Genomic DNA, 19547 nt, shown 5'->3' with positions numbered 1-19547 from the left:
CAATCGGTATATAAACGCGCCTTCAGGTTTGAAACCGTTTTCTTGTGAGTGCCCTCAGGGCACCAAAGGGTGGGTCATAAAAAGAATGCAAACATCTTCTATCAGGGACTGGATCAGCCGGGGCACTTACCCTCGGCTATTTGTGCCAATTTTTGTCATCATCGTGACGGTGACGTTGGTGCGCTACCACCTCTTATTCCAGGCTGAGCTGAAGGAGGCCCAGGAACTGCGGCAGGCCCAAATCGCCACCATTGGTCACTATTTGCCGCCCGCTTTGGCCAACACCAGCGTGCTTGGAGCCGCATCCGATGTCCAAGCGGCACTCAAGGTGGCACTGGATTTTCACCCTGAGCTGCAACGCTTGGTGTGGGCGTTCGGCGGCCAAACCTTTGATGCCCGCCAATCCGCATTGCTTCACCCCAAGGTGCCCGCATGGTTCGAAAGCTTTGCGAGCATGGATCCCTTGACCCAGGAATATTCAGTTGCCCTGCCCGATGGCTCGCAAGCAACCTTGTCGGTGGTGGTAGACGGTAAAGCGTCATTGGAGCAAGCCTGGCGCACCATCGGTACCCAGATGCGGATCTCGATCGTCAACGTGATCACCATCGTGGTCTTGCTGACTTTGCTGCTGCGTGCCAACGCCCGCCTGTTGGCCCGTCTCAAGCTCGCAACGGAGAACTTCCGGGGCGGAGCCTTGCACACCCGCATGCTGGAAAAAGGGACTCTGGAGATGCGCGCAGTGGCCCAAGCTTTCAATGCCATGGCGGCGCAGATCCAAGCCTTGGTTGGGTCTTTGCAAAGCACACGCTCTGCACACAGCGAACAGCGCCATTTCACCCACCAGTTCATCAATGCCCTGCCCTTGCCGGTGTTTGTGCGCGGCCACGACGGCACCTGCCTGGGGGTCAACAAAGCGTGGGAAGAGTTTTTTCATCAGCCTGCCAGTGCCGTGGTGGGGGCGCCTCTGCGTAGCGATTTCGTGGCCATGCCGCACGAATGTGAGGCCCGCGAGCGGCGCAACCAACCGCAGCAGGACAACGAGATCTCCGTCAAGGTGGGTGAGCATGAAGTGCGTGAGATGGCGTACTTCAAGGCCCCCTTCACACTCACCGATGGCAGCCAAGGGGGAACGATTGGTGCGCTGGTCGACATCACCGAGCGCAAGCTGGCCCAGGAAGCCTTGCTGGCCGAGAAGGAGCGGGCGGTAATTACCTTGTCCTCCATCGCCGATGGGGTCATCACCACCGACGCGAGCGGGCGCATAGAAACCCTCAACGAGGCCGCGCAGTTTTTGACAGGCTGCACTGCCGCGCAGGCTTTGGGCAGGCCATTGGCGACCGTGTTCCAGCGCGACTCTGCCTCCCAACCGCTGCCACATGAGTTGGAAGTCGCCCAGTTCCATCTGGTGGAGGCACCGGTGCATGCGTTGAACCAATTCCTGCAGCACCGTTCAGGAGAACGTTACGCCATTGAATTCACCGTCGCCCCAATTCGCCAGGCCCAGGGCTCCGCCGTCGGCTGCGTACTGGTGTTCCGCGATGTGACCGAAACTCGCGAGCTTGAGAAAAAAATCTCGTGGCAAGCCCGCCACGATGCCCTGACCGGGCTGAACAACCGCGCCGCCCTGGCCGAGCGACTGACCCATGCCGTGTTCCAGGCGCGAGAGTCGCAGCTGCTGCTTGGCATTTGTCTGCTGGACCTGGACCATTTCCAGGCCATCAACGAACAACACGGCATCTGGGTAGGAGACCGCCTTCTCAAGGAGGTCGCACAGCGCCTGCGGATCGGTGTGGCCGATATAGGGGACGCAGCGCGTTTGGGTGGCGATGAGTTTGTGGTCTTGCTGAATGGGCAGCGAGATCTCAGCACGATAGAGGCTGGGGTGCAGGCCCTGCTGCAGAGCCTGGCCCAGCCCTACGCAATTGACGATCTGTTGATCAACTGCACTGCCAGTGCTGGGGTGGCCGTGTTCCCACAAGACAAGGCTAGCCCCGACACCTTGTTGCGCCATGCCGACCAAGCCATGTACCACGCCAAGCAGGCTGGCCGGGGTGGATTGCATCTGTTTGATGCCCAGCAAGACCAGGAAGTACAAACCCACTACAACCGCCTGACCCGGCTAGGCCAGGCCCTGCAACAGGAAGAGTTCCGTCTGCACTACCAGCCCAAGGTTCACCTGCGCACGGGCGCTGTGGTGGGCGTGGAGGCCTTGTTGCGCTGGCAACACCCAGAGCAAGGTCTGATCGCCCCCGGGCACTTTTTGCCATTGATGGAACATACGGATCTGGTGGTGGACACCGGGGAATGGGTGCTGCACCAGGCGCTAGCGCAGTTGCAGGAGTGGGTGCGACAAGGGCGGCGTTGGGTCGTGAGTGTCAACATCGCCGCGCGCCATTTCCACCGCAAAAATTTTGTCGACCGCCTGCGCTTCTTGCTCGCCCAGTACCCGGCGGCACCGGCGCATTTGCTGGAACTGGAGATTCTGGAGTCCGCCGTGCTGCAAGACATCCAGCACATGCGTGAGGTCATGCAGGGCTGCCAGGCGCTGGGCGTGTGCTTTGCGCTGGATGACTTTGGAACCGGCTTCTCATCCCTCTCTTACCTCAAACGCTTGCCGGCCGAGACCATCAAGATCGACCGCATGTTTGTGGACGGCATCCTGGATGATCCGGAGGACATCACGCTGGTCAGCGCTATCGTGGCTTTGGCCAAGGCTTTTGAGCGCTCCGTCATCGCTGAAGGTGTGGAAACTCCGGACCAGGCGCGCAAGCTCCTGGCGCTGGGCTGTGAGCTGGGTCAGGGCTACGGTATAGCCAAACCCATGCCAGCGCAGGCGGTGGCCAGTTGGGCCGCCAACTACGCGGGTTTTGGCGTTCTGGCTTAACGCAAGCGGCTGGCCAGCGTGGGCGACAGGCTGGACAAAAACGCCTCCACGGCGGCGGTGTAGTCACCTGGCAGGCCCAGCTGTTCGTTGATGTCCCCGTGGCTCAGGTCTTGCGGTAGCACCTGAGCCCGCACTTGCAGCTGGCTGGCCTGGGCGGCAAAAGCGCGGGCCTGATCGCAGGACTCAGTGCGGCGGCTGGAGCACACGGCCAATAGCGGTTTGGTCCCCGAATGCAACTGCTGCAAGGGCGATACCGCCCGCCAAAACGTGGGATCGATGCCAAACGCGGGGTCGTAGAGTTTGTAGTGTTTGCGCTGCATGATGGGCAACACATCCAGCGCGGCACTGTCCAGTGCCACGGTGCCGAGCCAGGGTTTCGCACCCGCCTCGCTGCCCAGCGTGGCGGAGGCTGCCAACAGTGCCACCAAATGTGCGCCCGCCGAGTGCCCCATCAACACAAACTGTTGAGGGTCTGCACCCCAGCTGGCGGCCTGCGCCTGTGCCACCGCCAAGGCCCGTGCAATGTCATGCACCTGGTCCAACGGATCGGCCTCTGGCAACAGACGGTTGTTCACCGAGACAAACACCAACCCGCGCGGCAACCAGCGGGCGGTCTTGTTGTCCACCACCCGGGCCATGCGTTTGTCACCCGTGCGCCAGGCGCCGCCGTGCACCATAAATATCACCGGTGCCGGACCGGTGCTGGTGCCCGGGGCGGGCAAATACACATCCATGCGCTGCTTGGGGTCGCTCCCGTAGGGCAGATCACGCAACACTTTGCGGTGGGTGGTGACGCTGGGGCTGCGCTCCTCCCCATACGGCGTGTCCAGTTGCTGCTCCGGGCTACCCGGATTGCGCTCGGCCTGGCGTGCGGCGTGCCGCTCTTTGATGCGCTCCAGCAGCGGACCACCGGAAGCAGCACCGCTGCCCAGGACCAGGGCAGTGATCAAGACAATGGCAAAGGTGCTTGCAGCAGGCGGTTTCATAGAGGGCGTACCAAGTTCATATCGGGCTTGTCCAGCCAGGCGATGAACTCGTCCACCATCTGCTGACTGGCGCGGGTGGCGGCAGTCCATGCTTTCACCCGCGCTGCCAGATCATTGCCGTAGTGCGTAAAGTCTGTGCGGTCCGGAAGTTTGCTGTTTGGTAAAGTTTTTACCCACTCGGGGTTGGGTGCCAGTAGCACCATGGTGTCCAGAAAGGCGGTGGCACCATGGCGCCACTTGAGCCCTTTGTCCAACCAACCGGGTACCACGCTTTTCTGGAAGTGCGGGTACAAAACCAGTCCTTTGGCATCAAATTGGCCATCAGACCCCGCGGATTCTGCGCGAACAGCTCCTGTTTTAATAGCGTTTTTGGCGCCGGGGTAGTTCAGGTGCAGGTGGTAGTCGGTGATGCCGCCGTCCCAGTAGGCCCCGGAGGGCGCGCCAGGGATGTTGTGGATGGCCTTGAGCACAAAGGGAATTGAGCAACTCGCCTGCAGAGCAGGGTTGAAGTTGGCCTCACTCAGCGCCACCTGGCGCGTGCGGTAGTCACCGGTCGCAAAAGGCAAAGGCGCGCACAGGCCGCCTGAAGCGGCGTGTGGGCTGGAGAACACCACCCGCTCCAGCCAGGCCCCCATGGCCTTGCGGTGTACGGTGTTGGTCAGAAAAGCGCCCAGATAGCCCAGCGGTGTGCGCACGCCATGTTCGCTACGCAGCACATGGCGCCCACGGGACGTGACGATGTGCAGCCGGTAGCGGGGGTGGTGCAGCACTTCAGGCACGCGGCCACCATAAAAAGCCTGCAGGTTCTTGCCAAAGGATTCGCTGACCTGCTCGGCACTTACCCGCTTTTGCCCCGGCGCCAGCTCGTAATGCTGGTGGATGTAGTCATGCTCCAGCCGGGCAAAGGCGGCAGCAGGATCATTGAGGCAGGCGCTGGCCATGCGCCAGGCACCGATCGAGGCGCCCACCAGATCCACAGCTTGCTGCGATCGGGCTAGCCAGTCTCCAAAAATGAACCGGTCCAGCCGACCCAAGATCAGGCCTTTGGGGCCACCAGCAGCACCTGGAATGGTACGGATGTGCTCGGGCTGCAGCCCGTTGGCAGCCAGCGCCGCCCGGGCCTTGGGGCCCGCGTAAATATGAAGTGCCTGCATTCTGAATTTTCAAAACAGAGCTGTGTTTAGCGTATGCCGTGCGGGTGCGCGGGAGCCAAACCAACCTGAGGGGTCATGTGTAGGCTGTCCAGTCGAACGGGTCCTGCTGCAAGACCATGTCGATGTCCAGACCCAGGGCCAGGCCCACGCTACCGGGAAAGGTAACGGCCAAGCCACGCTGGGTAAGCTTGGCCTCCTTGCCACGGGCGCGCCAGGCAGCCAGGTGAATGACACCTGCCAGCGGCTCGTAGACATGGTTTTCAAACGGAGCGTACTGGTGCTCGAGCGCGTCCACCATGGGCTGTGGAAACTGCCACATGCGTGCAAAGCCTGCGCCCACGCTGGCATAGCAGTAGCCCAGCAGTTTGCGCTCGTGTGTAGCCCGATTCATGCCCAACGGATGTATATCTTCGTCCAGCGCCGCAGTGATGTCGGGCATGGCGAGATGCATGGCAAGTTCACCCACGGCATGGATCAGCCCGCAGGTAAACGCGGCCTGCTGGTTGAGCCGCACCAACCCGGCCAGCGAACGCGAGACGCGCGCCACATTGAGGCTGTAGTCCCAAAACTGCTGCAACTGGATCCCGGGCACCGCCTTGAGCGAGGCCCCCGTGGCTGCGGCATGTGCCATGGTGCGCACCTGGTTGAGGTCCAGCAGGGCCAGCGCTTCGGAGACACTGCTGATGCGGCCCGAGAGCTGAAAAAACGGGGAGTTGGCAAGCTGCAGCAGTCGGGTGGTCAACGCCGGGTCGGTGCTGATCAGTTGAGTGACCTTTTTCAGGTCAATTTCGGGGCGGTCGAGTTCGTTGAGCAGCAGTGCCACCACTTTGGGAATGCTGGGCAGCTCGAACTGCTGCTCCAGCAAGGCACTGAGTTTCATGGTGTCACGCTCCGCTTACAACGACTGTTACTGATGTGAATTATGGTACGCCAGCGCGCCCATAAAACAAAACCCCGCCGCAGCGGGGTTGGCAGGCAACATAGGCCTTCAGGCTTGCCGTGACTTGCGACGGCGCACGATAGCGCCCATCAGACCCAAACCAGCCACCATCATGGCGTAAGTTTGCACCTCTGGCACCGCAGTGACAAACGCATGGTTGTCCGTCTCAAAGGCCATGCCGCTGGAAGCAAAGGTGACCTTGGTGATCACATCGCCACCTGTGGCGCTGACGTTGAAATAGCTGGCGAAACTTTGGTTGCCGTTGGGCGGTGCCATCACTGCAGAGCCGCTGTAGCTGCCCAGCACAGTATTGCCATTCCAGAAAGTGACCTGGTTGTACGCGTCAGGCGAGCCCCACAGAAAGCCAAAGTAGCTCAGGCCCTGGGTAAATGTCAGTGTGGTGGGGCCAGACGAGTTACCAGAATTGCCCACCGACAGGAAGTTGCCCGTGGAACCAACAGGGCGAGCCGCCACGCCGTTAATCAGCGTAGTGTTGTACAGCGCACCATCAACGTACTGAAAACTGTTGCCCTGTGCCGCACCGTTGTAAATCACTTCGTTAGGCGCACTGGTGCCAGCCACCGAACTCGCGTTGTTGACCGCGCTGGCACCGAAGTCAATGGTGTACGCCCCTGCTTGTCCACTGATCGCTCCAAAACTGGTCGAGGTGTTGAGCGCAGCGTGGGCATGTGTGCCGCCAGCCAGCAGCAAGGCCGCAGCGGCCAGCGAATAAAGTGAGCTCTTGGGTGCCATGGCCTGTCTCCTGGAGTGTGCTAAGTCGATGGCCTGATTCTCCGCAGCAAGTGACTGCGGGCAATAGTCCATGTGGACTAATGCCGCATGCAACGAACCGTGCTTAACGCTTGAGCTTGGCAAAGGCCGAGGCCATGGCCGAATTGCCTGCGGGGGCATTGTCCCGGTAGCTACCCTGCTGGCGCTCGCCACGGGCGGGGCCTTGGTAGCGGTTGTCCCCTGCCCTGTCACCCCCGCGGCTGCCCGCGGGCGCCGCACCAATCTTCATGGTCAGGCTGATGCGCTTGCGGGCTACGTCCACCTCCTGCACTTGCACTTTGACGATGTCACCGGTCTTGACGACCTCACGTGCATCATTCACAAACTTGTGGGCCAGCTGGCTCACGTGCACCAGACCGTCCTGATGCACCCCCAAATCGACAAACGCACCGAACTGCGCCACGTTGCTGACCGTGCCTTCCAGAATCATGCCTTCCTTCAGGTCGGCAATGTCTTCCACCCCATCGTTGAAGCGCGCCACCTTGAAGTCCGGGCGCGGGTCGCGGCCGGGTTTTTCCAACTCGGTGAAGATGTCTTTGATCGTGATGACACCAAACTGTTCGTTGGCAAACAGTTCGGGCTTGAGGGTCTTGAGCATGTCGGCCCGGCCCATGATCTCTGCCACGGGCTTGCCGGTCTTGGCAATGATTTGCTCCACCACGGGATAGGTCTCAGGGTGTACGCCGGTCATGTCCAGCGGGTTGCTGCCGCCGCGGATGCGCAGGAAGCCCGCGCTTTGCTCGAAGGTCTTGGCGCCCAGACCAGTGACCTTCATCAGGTCCTGGCGACTGCCAAACGCGCCGTTGCTCTCACGCCAACGCACCACGGCCTTGGCCACGGTGCCCGACAGGCCGGACACGCGGCTCAGCAAGGGCACGGAGGCGGTGTTCAGGTCCACGCCCACCGAGTTGACGCAATCCTCCACCACCGCGTCCAGCGTCTTGGCCAGTTCGCTCTGGTTCACATCATGCTGGTACTGGCCCACGCCAATGCTCTTGGGGTCGATCTTGACCAGCTCGGCCAACGGGTCTTGCAGGCGTCGGGCAATGGAGGCCGCACCACGCAGGCTCACGTCCACATCGGGCATCTCTTGCGAAGCAAATTCACTGGCGGAATAGACCGAGGCTCCGGCTTCGGACACCACCACTTTCTCCACCTTGGTCTCCGGCAGACCCGCTTGCGTCGCCATTTTGGCCAGCAACTTGATCAGGTCACCAGCCAGTTTGTCGGTCTCGCGGCTGGCGGTCCCGTTGCCAATCGCAATCAGGTTCACGCTGTGCTTGGCGCACAGCTTGCCCAGGGTGTGCAACGAGCCTTCCCAGTCGCGCTTGGGTTCGTGGGGGAACACGGTGGCAGTGTCCACCAGCTTGCCGGTGGAATCGACCACTGCCACTTTGACGCCAGTACGGATGCCTGGGTCCAAGCCCAGCACCACACGCGGGCCCGCGGGGGCGGCCAGCAACAGGTCACGCAGATTGTCGGCAAACACCTTGATGGCGACCTTCTCCGCCTCTTCGCGCAGCTTCGCAAACAAGTCGCGCTCGGTGGACAGGCTGAGCTTGACCTTCCAGGTCCAGGCCACGCATTTGCGAATCAGGTCGTCCGCAGGACGGGCCTTGTGGCTCCAGCCCAGCTTGAGGGCGATACGGCCTTCGGCCAGACTCACCACTGGTGTCGCTATCTTTTTAGGAGCTGCTTGCGCAGTATTGGCGGTGGCTACTGCCACTTCCGGCTCCGGAAACACCAGCTTGGCGTCCAGAATGTCGAGCGCACGGCCACGGAACACCGCCAGCGCCCGATGGCTGGGCACGCGGCTGACGGGCTCGTCGTAGTCAAAGTAGTCGCGGAACTTGGCCACATCGGGGTTGTTCTCGTCTTTGCCCTCAGCCAGCTTGCTTTGCAGCAGGCCTTCGCTCCAGGCCCAGGCGCGCAGCTCCTGTACCAGGGTGGGGTCTTCCGCCCAGCGCTCGCTCAGCAAGTCGCGCACGCCGTCCAGCACCGCCTGCACCGTGGAAAAGTCGGGCTGCTTGTCGGCGATTTGCTCAGGCGTCAGCGGAGGCTTGAGGTAAGGCTGCGCCGCATCTGCAGGCACCAGTGTGGGGTCGGCAAACAGGGCATCGGCCAGTGGTTCCAGCCCAGCCTCCTTGGCCAATTGGCCCTTGGTGCGGCGTTTGAGCTTGAACGGAAGGTAGATATCTTCTACTTCCTGCTTGGTGGCGGCGTTATGGATAGCGGCGATCAGCGTGGGGGTTAGCTTGCCCTGTTCATCAATCAGCTTGACCACGGCCTCCTTGCGGTCGGCCAGCTCACGCAGGTAAGACAGGCGGGTTTCCAGCTCACGCAACTGGATGTCGTCCAGCCCGCCGGTCACTTCCTTGCGGTAACGGGCGATGAACGGGACAGTGGCACCTTCGTCCAACAGGGCCACAGCGGCCTCGACTTGCTGGGGACGAACCTGGATTTCTTGCGCGATCTGCGCGATGATTTTCTGCATTGCGAAAAATGGCTGGCCCAGTGCAGCCAGCGGGGAATCAATCAAGGGCGGGAGTGTGCCACAGCCCTTGCCCCGGATTTGCCACCGGTACACCCCCAGCCACCTGTCCCTTGGTGGCCAGGAGTGCATCGCAGGTCCCGAAGGCCCGCGGGTTCTTGCCTACACCTAGCTGGGTGTTTTTGCCTGGGCAGCTTTGCGGCGACGTGCCATGGCACCGACGGCGCCCAAGCCAAGCAGCATCATGGCGTAGGTTTCAGGTTCGGGCACCGCGGACACAAAGGTCACACCCACCACAAAATCATCCCAGTCGCCCAGCCGGGAGGCACCCGCAGAGTCGTTATAGCCCAGGATGAAATCGTAATTACCTACCGTGGAGCCCGTGGCTCCAGTGATCAAGCCGATCGAGGTGCCCGTGGCCCAGCTGCCGCCGTTGTAGGCGAACTTGCCGGTATTACCCTCAAACCAAAAGTTCAAGTCGCCAGGCCCGATAGAGGCGGACACGGATGTTCCTACCGCATTGCTTTCCAGCAAAGTCTGGCCGGCCCCCCCCAGATACATGCTGAAGCTGTCCACGTAGCCTGACTCGTTCCCCAAATACGTGAAGGTCACGGTCCCCGCACGGTCCGACACCAGCTTGCCCAGCGTCACCGACGTGCCAACGGCCATGTTGTTGATGCCCCCAATTCCGTTGAATGCCTCCGTTCTGGCAACCACCGGGTTGGATGCAATTTGCACAAAAGACAGGCCAGCCTGCGCGGCATTGGCCAAAGTCAGCCCGGCTGCGGCCAGCAACGCGTACTTCAATGTCATGTGTTTCTCCTTGAACCAGTTTACATACGCTTACAACTTGAGCTTCATTCTGGACTGCGGATGGGAATTCTCAATAGCCCGTTCGGACTATGGGAGGCCCTGCCGCATTGGAACCAACACCGCTTGGGGCCTGATAGCCATAAGCACCTATAACCCACGGAGCCCGGCGTAAACTGCAAACCATGCCTTGGCTTTTCACGCTGTTCGTCAGTGCCTGTGTCACCCTGCTGCCACTGGGAAATGCCGGCGCCGCGGAGCTGCGGGTGGGTTTCGGCCTGACCAAGCCGCCTTACGTCCTGGAGTCAGGCAAGGAAGGGCTGGAAGTGGAGATCGCAGAACAGGCCCTGGCGGCGGCGGGTTACAAAATGGTGGGCCTGCAGCTCCCACCCGCCCGCGGATTGGCCATGCAACGCGCCGGGCAGTTGGATGTGCTGCTGACGGTGGACGAGGGCATAGGCGGCAGCGACCATTTCTCGGAGCCCTATATCGTCTACCAGAATGTCGCGATCAGCCTGGCCGCGCGCAACTTGCAAATCAAACGCATTGAAGACCTGGCCCTGCACTCGGTGGCCGCCTTCCAAAACGCCGAGGTCATTTTGGGGGAGCGCTTCAGGACGCTGGTACTGAACCACAGCCAGTACAAAGAGTATCCGCAGCAAATCATTCAAAACAACCTGCTCTACACCAACCGGGTGGATGTGGTGGTGGGCGACCGGCGCATCTTCCGCTACTTCAGTTCCCAGCTCGACCCCAAGGTCGATGTGAGCCAACCTATCGCGATCCACGCCATATTTCCGCCAAACCCCCGCAAAGCAGTATTCAAGGACGCACTGGTGCGAGACCGCTTCAACGCTGGCCTCAGAACCATCCAGGGCAACGGCGTGTACGACGCCATCGTAAAAAAATACGCGGGGCAGCAGTGAGACAGCCAACGTACGACAGACCCATTCAAGGCATGTATGGAACCGTTTGATTTGATGGTGATTGGCGGTGGCTCTGGCGGGGTGCGTGCCGCGCGCATCGCCGCCAACCACGGGGCCCGCGTGGCGCTGGTGGAGGAATACCGCTTGGGCGGCACCTGTGTGATCCGTGGCTGTGTGCCCAAGAAACTGATGGTCTACGCCTCACGCTTTGCGCAGGAGTTCGAGGAAGCCGCCGGTTTTGGCTGGACGCTGGACACCCCCCGCTTGGACTGGAGCACCCTCAAAATCCGGCGCGACGCCGAGGTCGCGCGACTGGAAGGCACTTACCGTAGCAACCTGCTGGGTGCTGGCGTACAGATTCTGGAAGGACGCGCCACGCTCGCAGATCGCAACACCGTGCGGCTGTCCACCGGCGAGCGCTACCACGCTAAACACATTTTGATAGCTACGGGCGCAGAGCCCACGCCGGGTCCGGCCATTTCTGGCCATGAACTGGCGATCGACTCCAACGGTTTCTTTGACCTGCCCGCCCTGCCCAGGCGCGTGGTGGTGCAAGGCGCGGGTTACATCGCACTGGAGCTGGCCTGTGTGCTGCAGCGACTGGGCGCAGCGGTCACCGTGGTGGTGCGGGGCCAGCAGATTCTGCGCGGCTTTGACAATGAGTTGCGCGAGCATCTGGCTGCTGAGATGGCCCAAAGCGGCCTGCAGTTCCGCTTTGGCCGTGAACTGCAGGCCATTGCCCGTAGCGGCGCGTCACTACAGGTGCAGCTTGATGACGGCGACACGCTGGTCGCTGATTGTGTATTACGCGCTGTAGGGCGACGGCCCAACACCCATGGCCTGGGCCTGGAAGCGCTGGGTATCACGCTGGACGCCCAGGGCGCCATTCCGGTGGACGACTTCAGCCAGACCGCGGTGCCCGGTATTTATGCCGTGGGCGACGTGACCAACCGCGTCAACCTCACGCCCATGGCAATTCGCGAGGGCCATGCCTTTGCCGACACCGTGTTTGGCGGCATGCCGCGCCGCGTGGACCACACGCTGATCCCCACAGCGGTATTCACCACCCCCGAAGCCGGCGTGGTGGGGCTGACGGAAGAACAGGCCTTGCAAACCCATCCGCGGCTGGACGTGTACCGCGCCAGCTTTCGTCCCTTGAAGGCTACGCTATCGGGCCACCCGGGCAAGATGCTGCTCAAACTGCTGGTGGACCGCGATACCGACCGCGTGCTGGGCTTCCATGCCGTGGGGCCGGATACCGGCGAAATGGCGCAGCTGGTGGGCGTCGCCCTGCAGCTGCAAGCCACCAAGTCCGCGCTGGATGCCACACTCGCCGTTCACCCCACGGCCGCGGAGGAGTTGGTCACCATGCGGACCCCAACGGTGCGCCACAAGCTCTGAACCACGGGGGGGGACCAACGCCCGTCACGCATGGGCATGCGGGTTCGTTGCTTCAGGCACTGAACGGTCTGCCAGGCGCACTTGTATGGCCCTGCGCTCTTCGCCGGCGGACATCAGGGCTTGGACGCAGTGTTCATCCAAACGGCCCAAGACGACCTCTTTGGACAACTCTGCAGCAATCTCATCTTCCGTCCAGGGTTCCTTGTAGGGTCTGCGGTTCGACAGCGCGTCATACACATCGGCAACGGCCACAATCCGCGCCTCCAGGGGAATATCACCCATGTGCAAGCCCCGCGGGTACCCGGATCCGTCGCCCCGCTCATGGTGGCCGGCAACAATATTGCGCATCACCTCGGTAGCCAGGCTGCTGCCCAGGTTCATTTCGTGTGCCATTTGCGCAATGATCGACTCGCCGATTTCCACGTGGCGGCGCATCGTCACCCATTCATCTGCATCCAGTTTGCCCGGCTTGAGCAACACCTTGTCAGGAATCCCCACCTTGCCAATATCGTGCAAGGGCGCGAACAGATGTACGTACTCCACAAACTCGTCATCCAGTCCGTGTTGCGGAGCCAAACTGCGGGCCATCAAGCGGGAGTACGCAGCCATGCGCTCCAAGTGCTGCCCCGTTTCGAGGTCGCGAATACGCGCCAGACCACTTGCCAGGTTGACCGTGCCCACCAGGCTGTGCACCACCTGGAGCTGCAGCAGGTAGAGCTGAGAAATCAAGTTTGCAAACACCTCCAGAAACGCGGTGGCATCGGCATCGAAAGCCTTGGCGGTTTTGGAGTCAAAGAACAAAAATGCGGCCAAGTGCTCGCCATTGAACACCGGAACGGTGAAGCTGGACCGGTAATCCCGCTCCTTGAGCCAATCGGTGTGTGTGCTGTGCGCCTGAAAATTGTCAGCAATGTCATCGACCACCCGGCACTGGCGGTTCTGCATCAAGGTCAGCAATGAGGGAACCTCGGCCAGCTTGGCTTGGTAGTGCGACAGCACGGCACCATCCACGTTGCTGCTTACAAAGGTTTGGAGTTCGTCGGTGTCTGCAGAATAGGTTGCCAGGGCCATCCGGTCAATCGCCGGGTACCGCGAACGCACGACCCCATGCACGGTGCGCAATTGTTCTGTCAGGTTGCTGGCGGAAAAACCCGCTTTGCCAGAAAGGTGCTGCAGCCTTGGAGTGTTCATCGCGCCAACCGGATAGTTGATCTGCGGTTCATGATGCAGACAAATGCAGGCACTGACAAGCCCAAAAGACCTCCTTCGGGCAGAAAAACAAAAAGCTTGGTAGGCTGCGCCCTCTTGCATGACTACAAACCTATCCCGCATGACCGACGCTCTCTACACCGCCTCCGTTCCTGTCTTCAAGCAGATGCTTCACGCCCTGAGCCACGTGCTGCACAAGGCCGAAGAACACGCCACGGTCAAGAAGATCGACCCCAATGCTCTGTTACAGGCGCGCCTCTACCCCGACATGTTTCCGCTGCTGCGCCAGGTGATGATTGCCACCGACTTTGCCAAAGGCGCTGGTGCGCGCTTGGCCGGTGTGGACGTGCCCGTGATGCCCGACACCGAGCTGACCTTTGCTGAGCTGCAAACCCGTATTGCCACCGTCATCGCCTTCCTCAGCGGCCTGGATGCCAGCTTGTTCGACAAACCCCACAGCCGCGAAATCGTGATCCAAGCCGGTACGCCCCGTGAGCGCCGCTTTGACGCCTCCACCTACCTGCTGCACTACGCCATTCCCCAGTTCTTCTTCCACGTGACCACGGCCTATGCGCTGCTGCGCCACAACGGCGTGGAAGTGGGCAAAAAAGACTATATGGGCGTGAAGTAATTGCTATATTTTTAATAGCTGCTCGCGCAGAATCCATAAGCCCTCTAGCCACTTTTGATGCATGAAAACAAAAAGGCCCTCAATGAGGGCCTTTTGTATGGGGACACCCCGCGCGGGGTGTCGGGCTTAACCGTGGCGTTTGCCGGGGTTCTTTTTGCTGCGGGTTGCAACACCACGCTCCAGGCTCACGCGTTGGCCACGGCCGGCGGTGGGCAGGGTGTAGCCAGGCAGGGGCTTGGGAGCGGGAGTGGCTTTGCGGTCGGCTTCGGTAACGATTTTGTTGCCCATGGAACTATCCTGTTGGTTGGTGTGAAAACGCGTATTTTCTCATTTTTTTGAAGCCCCCCGGCCTTTGCCACAATCCAGACATGCAGGCCTACTATTCCGACCAGTTTGTGCTGCCCTTGCCCGAGGGTCACCGCTTTCCCATGGCCAAGTACCGCATGCTGCGCGACCAGCTGGTGGAGCACCTGCCAGCCGTGCGACTGACGGAGGCGCCTGCGGCCACGCGTGGCGAACTTGCATTGGTGCATACCCAAGGCTATATCGACGCGATTCTGGAAGGCACGGCAACGCCTGCCGTATTGCGCGAGATCGGCTTCCCTTGGAGCCCGGCCATGGCCGAACGCGCGCGCCGCAGCGTGGGGGCCACGGTGGCGGCTGCGCGGGTTGCGCTGCAGGAAGGGCTAGCTGCCAACCTGGCCGGTGGCACGCACCACGCCTATGCCGACAAGGGGGGCGGCTTCTGTGTGTTCAATGATGTGGCCGTTGCCGCCCGCGTACTGCAGGCCGAATGGGGCCGCACCCGCTTGGCGGACGGGCGCCAACGCCCCGCCCTGCAGGTGGCGGTGATTGACCTGGACGTGCACCAGGGCAATGGCACGGCGCACATCTTCCAGAACGACGCAAGTGTGTTCACGCTGTCCCTGCACGGCGACAAAAACTTCCCATTCCGCAAAGAAGCTGGCGACCTGGATGTGCCCCTGCCGGATGGCAGTGGCGATACCGACTACCTGGCGGCGCTGGAGCAGGCCTTGCTCACGCTGGACGGGCAGTGCCAGCCCGGTGTGGTGTTTTACCTGGCCGGAGCCGACCCGCACGAGGGGGACCGCCTGGGGCGCCTGAAGATTACGGCCGATGGCCTGGAGGCGCGAGACCGGCGTGTGATGGAGTGGTGCTGGCAACGCCGCATCCCACTGGTGTTCACCATGGCGGGCGGGTACGGGGTGAAGATTGAAGACACGGTGCAGGTGCAGCGCACCACCTACACAGTGGCACTGGACTACTGGCGACGCTGGCAAGCCCAGGCAATGCGCGCCGCCTGAGGTGCTTCAAGCCGCTGTGGCCTGGTATCTGGCGCGCCAGGCGATGAAATCGTTCAGCGGAATTGGCTTGCTCAGGTAGTAGCCTTGGGCTTCGTCACAGCTCAGCGTACGCAGCTGGTCCAGAATGGCCTGGTTTTCCACCCCTTCCGCCACCACGCTCAGACCCAGGTTGTGTGCCAGATCGATGGTGGAGCGCACGATCTTTGCGTCGCTCTCGTCTTTCTCCATGCCCATGACAAAGGACTTGTCGATCTTCAGTTCATTGACCGGCAAGCGTTTGAGGTAAGCCAGTGAGGAATAGCCGGTACCAAAATCGTCGATGGAAAGCTTGAAGCCGCGCTCGGCCAGGCGGTTGAGTGTGGCTTCGGCGCGCTGGGGGTCATCCATGATGGCACTCTCGGTGATCTCCAGGCAGAAGGCGTCGGTGGGCGCCTTGTACTTGGCCATCATCGCGTCCAGCTTGGCCGGAAAGTCCTGGTCCAGCAGGTCGCGGGTGGACAGGTTGATGGCCACCCGCAGCGGCCGACCGTCCGCACGCAATGTGGGCAGTTCGCGCGCCACTTCTTCAAACATCCATAAGGTCAGCTGTCGCACAAATCCCGTTTGCTCCGCAAACGGGATGAATTGCATGGGCGGCACCAGGCCACGCAACGGGTGCTGCCAGCGCACCAAGGCCTCAGCCGCCAGCACCGTGTTGTCAGCCAGATTGAGCTTGGGCTGAAGGTACAGGCGCAGCTGGCCTTCATCCACCGCATGGCGCAACTCGGTCAACAGCGACAGGGTTTGGGTACTCGACGAGTCCAGCGCCGGGTCGTAGACCTGGATACCGGTGGTCTTTTGCTTGGCCACGTACATGGCGATTTCGGCCCGGCTCAGCAAGGTGTCGGCGTCTTGCGCGTGGGCGGGCCAGGAGGCCACCCCGATACCGGCGCTGAAGTCCACTGTCTGGTCCTCCAGCGTCAAGGGCTGGTCAAACGAGGCGGCAATCTTTTGGGCTACTGCTATGGCTTCTTCGGCCGTGCTGCCCTCAATCAGCACCGCAAACTCGTCCCCCCCCATGCGGGCCACCACACCGAGTTCTGCCGAAATCAGGGCACTCAAGCGCTGCGCAACAGCCACCAACAAGCCGTCGCCAAAGGCATAGCCCAGCACATCGTTGACATGCTTGAAACGGTCCAGATTCAACAGCACCACGGCCACAGGAGGCGCGGCAGCTTCCATCGCAATGCTGGCACGGATGGACTGCTGCAACAGGTCGCGGAACTGGGTGCGGTTGGGCAATGCGGTCAGGCGGTCCCAGTAGGCGAGCTGCAGAATCTCGCCCTGCTGCTTGCGAATACTGCTGCGCATGTGGTCAAAGGCGCGTGCCAAGTCTCCGATTTCATCCTTGTGTCGCAGCGCGGGCAGCTTATGGTCGTACTCGCCCCGGCTGAGCTGATCTGCCGCCCCCACCAAGGACCGCAGGGGCGTGGTGATGCGACGCGCCAGTGTGGCACTGCCCACGACAAACAAGGCCAGGCCCAAAGCGGTGATACCGAGCAAGGCGATTTGCACCTGCAAATAGGGTGCAACCACCTCGTCCAGCGAACGAAGCAGGTAGGTCTCGACCGCCTTCACATCAGTGCGCTCGCTGCTGCGGCGCACCACCAAGGTGCCCTCAGGCACCTGCAGCTCGGCTCCCTGCCCCAACTGCTGGAGCGCGGCCTGCTCTTTGGCAGGGATACTGCTGAGCACAATGCCGCCTTGCGGTTTGACCAGCGCCACGTGGATGCTGGAGAGCCCAAACATGTCGTTGGCCTGGGATTGCTCGATGGGAAAGCCCATCAACACCCAGCCGATGGTCAACGGTGCCTTTAGTGGCACCATGACAAACTGGTACAGGGTGGTGTTGATCAGTTGCAGCTGCGAACTTTGCTCCGTCTGGCTCAGTTCTGCCGCCACCTGTTGCAGCACGGGAGTCAGGGCTTCCTGGCCGCCCATTTCAAAGCCTGCCGCCTGCAGGGCGAATCCGGTATCCAGCAATGCGGTGATCGGAGCACCAATACGTGCGCCGCTGTTCTCCAACGCCGAACGCAGCGTTTCGGTGTCGCCACTGCTTAGGGCAGACCGGAACCCGAAATCCGCCGCCAGTACGGCGGCCCCCTGACGCAGCTTCTGGGCGTTCTGGTCCAGCAGGCGCCACCACACCTTGTCACCAATGGCCAACTCTTGCGCCAGCTGGGCGCGCACATTGCTGCTGATGCTGGTGCGCACCACGCTGTACACGGCAATCTGCACCAGCAAGAGCAAGGCCACCGAAAGCACCAAAAATTTGGTGCCTATGCCCCAGTGGGCGTAGAAGCGAAACAGCGGGTTCTTCAACTGCTGCTCCCTGCCAGCTTCACTACCACGGTTGCCGGGCTTGCCCCCACGGCCTGGGCCTGCTCGGCCGCCGGGGCGCCGGTTGGCAGCGTCGCGTGCCAGGTACGCAGTTTGTAGCTTCCGTTCGGTACGTCGTTCAATGTGAGTTTGCCCTGGGCATCGGTGTGGCCAAAGTGGGGGGTGTCCACCACCAACACCCACGCAACCATGTTGTCGTGGATGTTGCAGCCCAACACCGCGACGCCTACCTTGTCAAACACGACCGGGTTGGCCGGCACCCCTGCATAGAGCTTGAGCTCGAAGGTTTTGGCAGGCGAGAATGAATATACGTGGTGGCGCACCGTGTCATTGTTGGGAAAGAGAACGGCAGTGCCCGGCGTGACCACCGTAACCGCGGGCTTGAATTGCCGCGCGATCTGCGCCACCTCCACCCCCTTCAGGGGCTTGGCCGCAGCCTTGGCCTCTGCCGACTCCAGAAAGACGACGGCATCCGGCAAGGGCTTGCCATTTTTATCCTGCACTTGCAGCTGCAGCGTACCGGCCCCAGCCGATTGCAGCACACCCCAGACGCCAACGACAGCGGCCGTGCGGTACAAGCTTTTCTTCAACAACATGCGGCACTCCAGGTGAATAGCAGTCGCGCGCCCTGTTTGGGGCACCGGGTTACGACTCTAACCCAAGCCGGAGGTTCCGCAGCGCTACCAGGCCGGCAGCGAGGCCCTTTTTAACCGCCGCGCAGCGCCTTCTTCAGTTCCACACCCAGCTCGGGCTTGTGGGCAAACGGATCGGTCGGGTTGCGTGCCATCAGCACGTCTTCCATACGCGTCTGCACCGAGCCAATGGCCTTGGGGTGGCTGTAGATATAGAACTGCCCTGCCGACAGGGCGTCGAACACCTTTTGCGCCACCTCGGCCGCTGTCACCTTGCCGCTGCCCACGGCCTTGTCGGTCATGGCCTGGCCGATAAGCTGGCTTCGCGTAGGCGTTGGGGCGTCGCCCGCAGGGCGGTTGCGATGGCTCTGACTGATGCCAGTGGGCACAAAGAAGGGGCACAGCACGCTGGCGCTGACCTGGTCGGTCACCAGCGCCAAATCCTGGTACAGGGTTTCGCTCAGGGCCACCACGGCGTGCTTGCTCACGTTGTACACGCCCATATTCGGCGCATTGACTAGGCCCGCCATGCTGGCGGTGTTGACGATGTGGCCGCGCCAGGCCGGGTCTTTGGCGGCCGCCTCCAGCATCATGGGGGTGAACACGCGCACGCCGTGCACCACGCCCATGAGGTTGACGCCCAGCACCCACTCCCAGTCCTTGGCGGAGTTTTCCCAGACCAGGCCACCAGCGCCCACACCCGCATTGTTGAACACAAAGTGCGGTGCACCAAAACGCGCCAGCGTAGCCGCACCCAGCGCCTCCACCTGCTCGGCTTTGGACACGTCCACGCGCATGGCCAGCACTTGGGCGCCTTCTTTCTGCATTTCTACGGTCGCGCGGTCCAGTGCGTCCTGCTGCACGTCGGCCAGCACCAGGTTCATGCCCAGGCGGGCGCCGATGCGCGCGCATTCCAGGCCAAAGCCCGAGCCCGCGCCGGTGAGGACGGCGGTTTTGCCTTTGAAATCAGTAATCACAAACGTTGCT

At 61.7% G+C, this 19547-nt stretch carries 16 protein-coding genes; 5 read left to right on the top strand and 11 right to left on the bottom strand.

Translation table 11 applies throughout. The features are described from left to right. Positions 1–142 precede the first annotated feature (142 nt). Entirely contained in the window at positions 143–2884 is a 2742-nt protein-coding gene (locus tag CHU94_RS14020; protein ID WP_255033957.1) for an EAL domain-containing protein, read from the top strand. Here the strand turns inward: CHU94_RS14020 and CHU94_RS14015 are convergent. The 6 genes from CHU94_RS14015 to CHU94_RS13990 form a co-directional block, all read right to left on the bottom strand. Beyond that, positions 2881–3870, bottom strand: a complete 990-nt coding sequence (locus CHU94_RS14015) for an alpha/beta hydrolase (protein ID WP_094480838.1) — start codon at positions 3868–3870, stop codon at positions 2881–2883. The genes CHU94_RS14020 and CHU94_RS14015 overlap by 4 nt on opposite strands. Continuing rightward, on the bottom strand, positions 3867–5024 hold the full coding sequence (locus CHU94_RS14010; protein WP_094480836.1) for a phospholipase: 1158 nt from the start codon (positions 5022–5024) through the stop codon (positions 3867–3869). Before CHU94_RS14010 ends, CHU94_RS14015 begins: the two co-directional genes overlap by 4 nt. A 73-nt stretch (positions 5025–5097) precedes the next feature. Beyond that, positions 5098–5904 (bottom strand): HDOD domain-containing protein, encoded by an 807-nt coding sequence (locus tag CHU94_RS14005; RefSeq protein ID WP_094480834.1) that lies wholly within the window; start codon positions 5902–5904, stop codon positions 5098–5100. Between the two features lie 108 nt (positions 5905–6012). After that, positions 6013–6717 carry a PEP-CTERM sorting domain-containing protein gene (locus CHU94_RS14000; RefSeq protein WP_094480832.1) on the bottom strand — a complete coding sequence of 235 codons (705 nt, stop codon included), beginning with the start codon at positions 6715–6717 and terminating at the stop codon, positions 6013–6015. 103 nt (positions 6718–6820) lie between these two features. After that, positions 6821–9250: a Tex family protein gene (locus CHU94_RS13995; protein ID WP_094480830.1), complete on the bottom strand. Its 2430-nt coding sequence runs from the start codon at positions 9248–9250 to the stop codon at positions 6821–6823. Between the two features lie 165 nt (positions 9251–9415). Beyond that, positions 9416–10060: an FxDxF family PEP-CTERM protein gene (locus CHU94_RS13990; protein WP_176452035.1), complete on the bottom strand. Its 645-nt coding sequence runs from the start codon at positions 10058–10060 to the stop codon at positions 9416–9418. 182 nt (positions 10061–10242) lie between these two features. Between CHU94_RS13990 and CHU94_RS13985 the strand changes: the two genes are divergently transcribed. Continuing rightward, positions 10243–10983, top strand: a complete 741-nt coding sequence (locus CHU94_RS13985; RefSeq protein ID WP_094480828.1) for an ABC transporter substrate-binding protein — start codon at positions 10243–10245, stop codon at positions 10981–10983. A 36-nt stretch (positions 10984–11019) separates the two neighbouring features. Next, entirely contained in the window at positions 11020–12384 is a 1365-nt protein-coding gene (gene gorA, locus CHU94_RS13980) for a glutathione-disulfide reductase (RefSeq protein ID WP_094480826.1), read from the top strand. Positions 12385–12408: 24 nt separating this feature from the next. Here the strand turns inward: gorA and CHU94_RS13975 are convergent, their stop codons facing one another. After that, positions 12409–13575, bottom strand: coding sequence for an HD domain-containing phosphohydrolase (locus CHU94_RS13975; protein WP_094480824.1), 1167 nt, complete (start codon positions 13573–13575; stop codon positions 12409–12411). A gap of 139 nt (positions 13576–13714) precedes the next feature. On the opposite strand from CHU94_RS13975, the gene CHU94_RS13970 reads away from it, so the two are divergent. Then, positions 13715–14224 carry a DUF1993 family protein gene (locus CHU94_RS13970; protein WP_094480822.1) on the top strand — a complete coding sequence of 170 codons (510 nt, stop codon included), beginning with the start codon at positions 13715–13717 and terminating at the stop codon, positions 14222–14224. Between the two features lie 126 nt (positions 14225–14350). Here the strand turns inward: CHU94_RS13970 and CHU94_RS19290 are convergent, their stop codons facing one another. Further along, the gene (locus CHU94_RS19290) at positions 14351–14512 is read right to left on the bottom strand and encodes a hypothetical protein (RefSeq protein WP_176452033.1); all 162 of its coding nucleotides are present in this window, start codon (positions 14510–14512) and stop codon (positions 14351–14353) included. 80 nt (positions 14513–14592) lie between these two features. On the opposite strand from CHU94_RS19290, the gene CHU94_RS13965 reads away from it, so the two are divergent. After that, the gene (locus tag CHU94_RS13965; protein WP_094480820.1) at positions 14593–15549 is read left to right on the top strand and encodes a histone deacetylase; all 957 of its coding nucleotides are present in this window, start codon (positions 14593–14595) and stop codon (positions 15547–15549) included. A 6-nt stretch (positions 15550–15555) separates the two neighbouring features. Here CHU94_RS13965 and CHU94_RS13960 read toward each other — a convergent pair whose 3' ends face one another. From CHU94_RS13960 to CHU94_RS13950, 3 genes are all read right to left on the bottom strand, one after another. Continuing rightward, positions 15556–17910 (bottom strand): bifunctional diguanylate cyclase/phosphodiesterase, encoded by a 2355-nt coding sequence (locus CHU94_RS13960; protein WP_255033956.1) that lies wholly within the window; start codon positions 17908–17910, stop codon positions 15556–15558. Beyond that, on the bottom strand, positions 17907–18524 hold the full coding sequence (locus tag CHU94_RS13955) for a methylamine utilization protein (protein ID WP_255033955.1): 618 nt from the start codon (positions 18522–18524) through the stop codon (positions 17907–17909). The genes CHU94_RS13960 and CHU94_RS13955 overlap by 4 nt, the downstream gene beginning before the upstream one ends. Positions 18525–18634: 110 nt before the next feature. Continuing rightward, complete coding sequence (locus CHU94_RS13950; RefSeq protein WP_094480818.1) at positions 18635–19537, bottom strand: SDR family oxidoreductase; 903 nt, start codon at positions 19535–19537, stop codon at positions 18635–18637. Positions 19538–19547: the final 10 nt, after the last annotated feature.

The sequence above is a fragment of the Rhodoferax sp. TH121 genome, assembly GCF_002251855.1.
GTDB lineage: Bacteria > Pseudomonadota > Gammaproteobacteria > Burkholderiales > Burkholderiaceae_C > Allorhodoferax.
The sequence above is the reverse complement of the archived record's forward strand: the minus strand, read 5'-3'. Positions and strand labels throughout refer to the sequence as shown.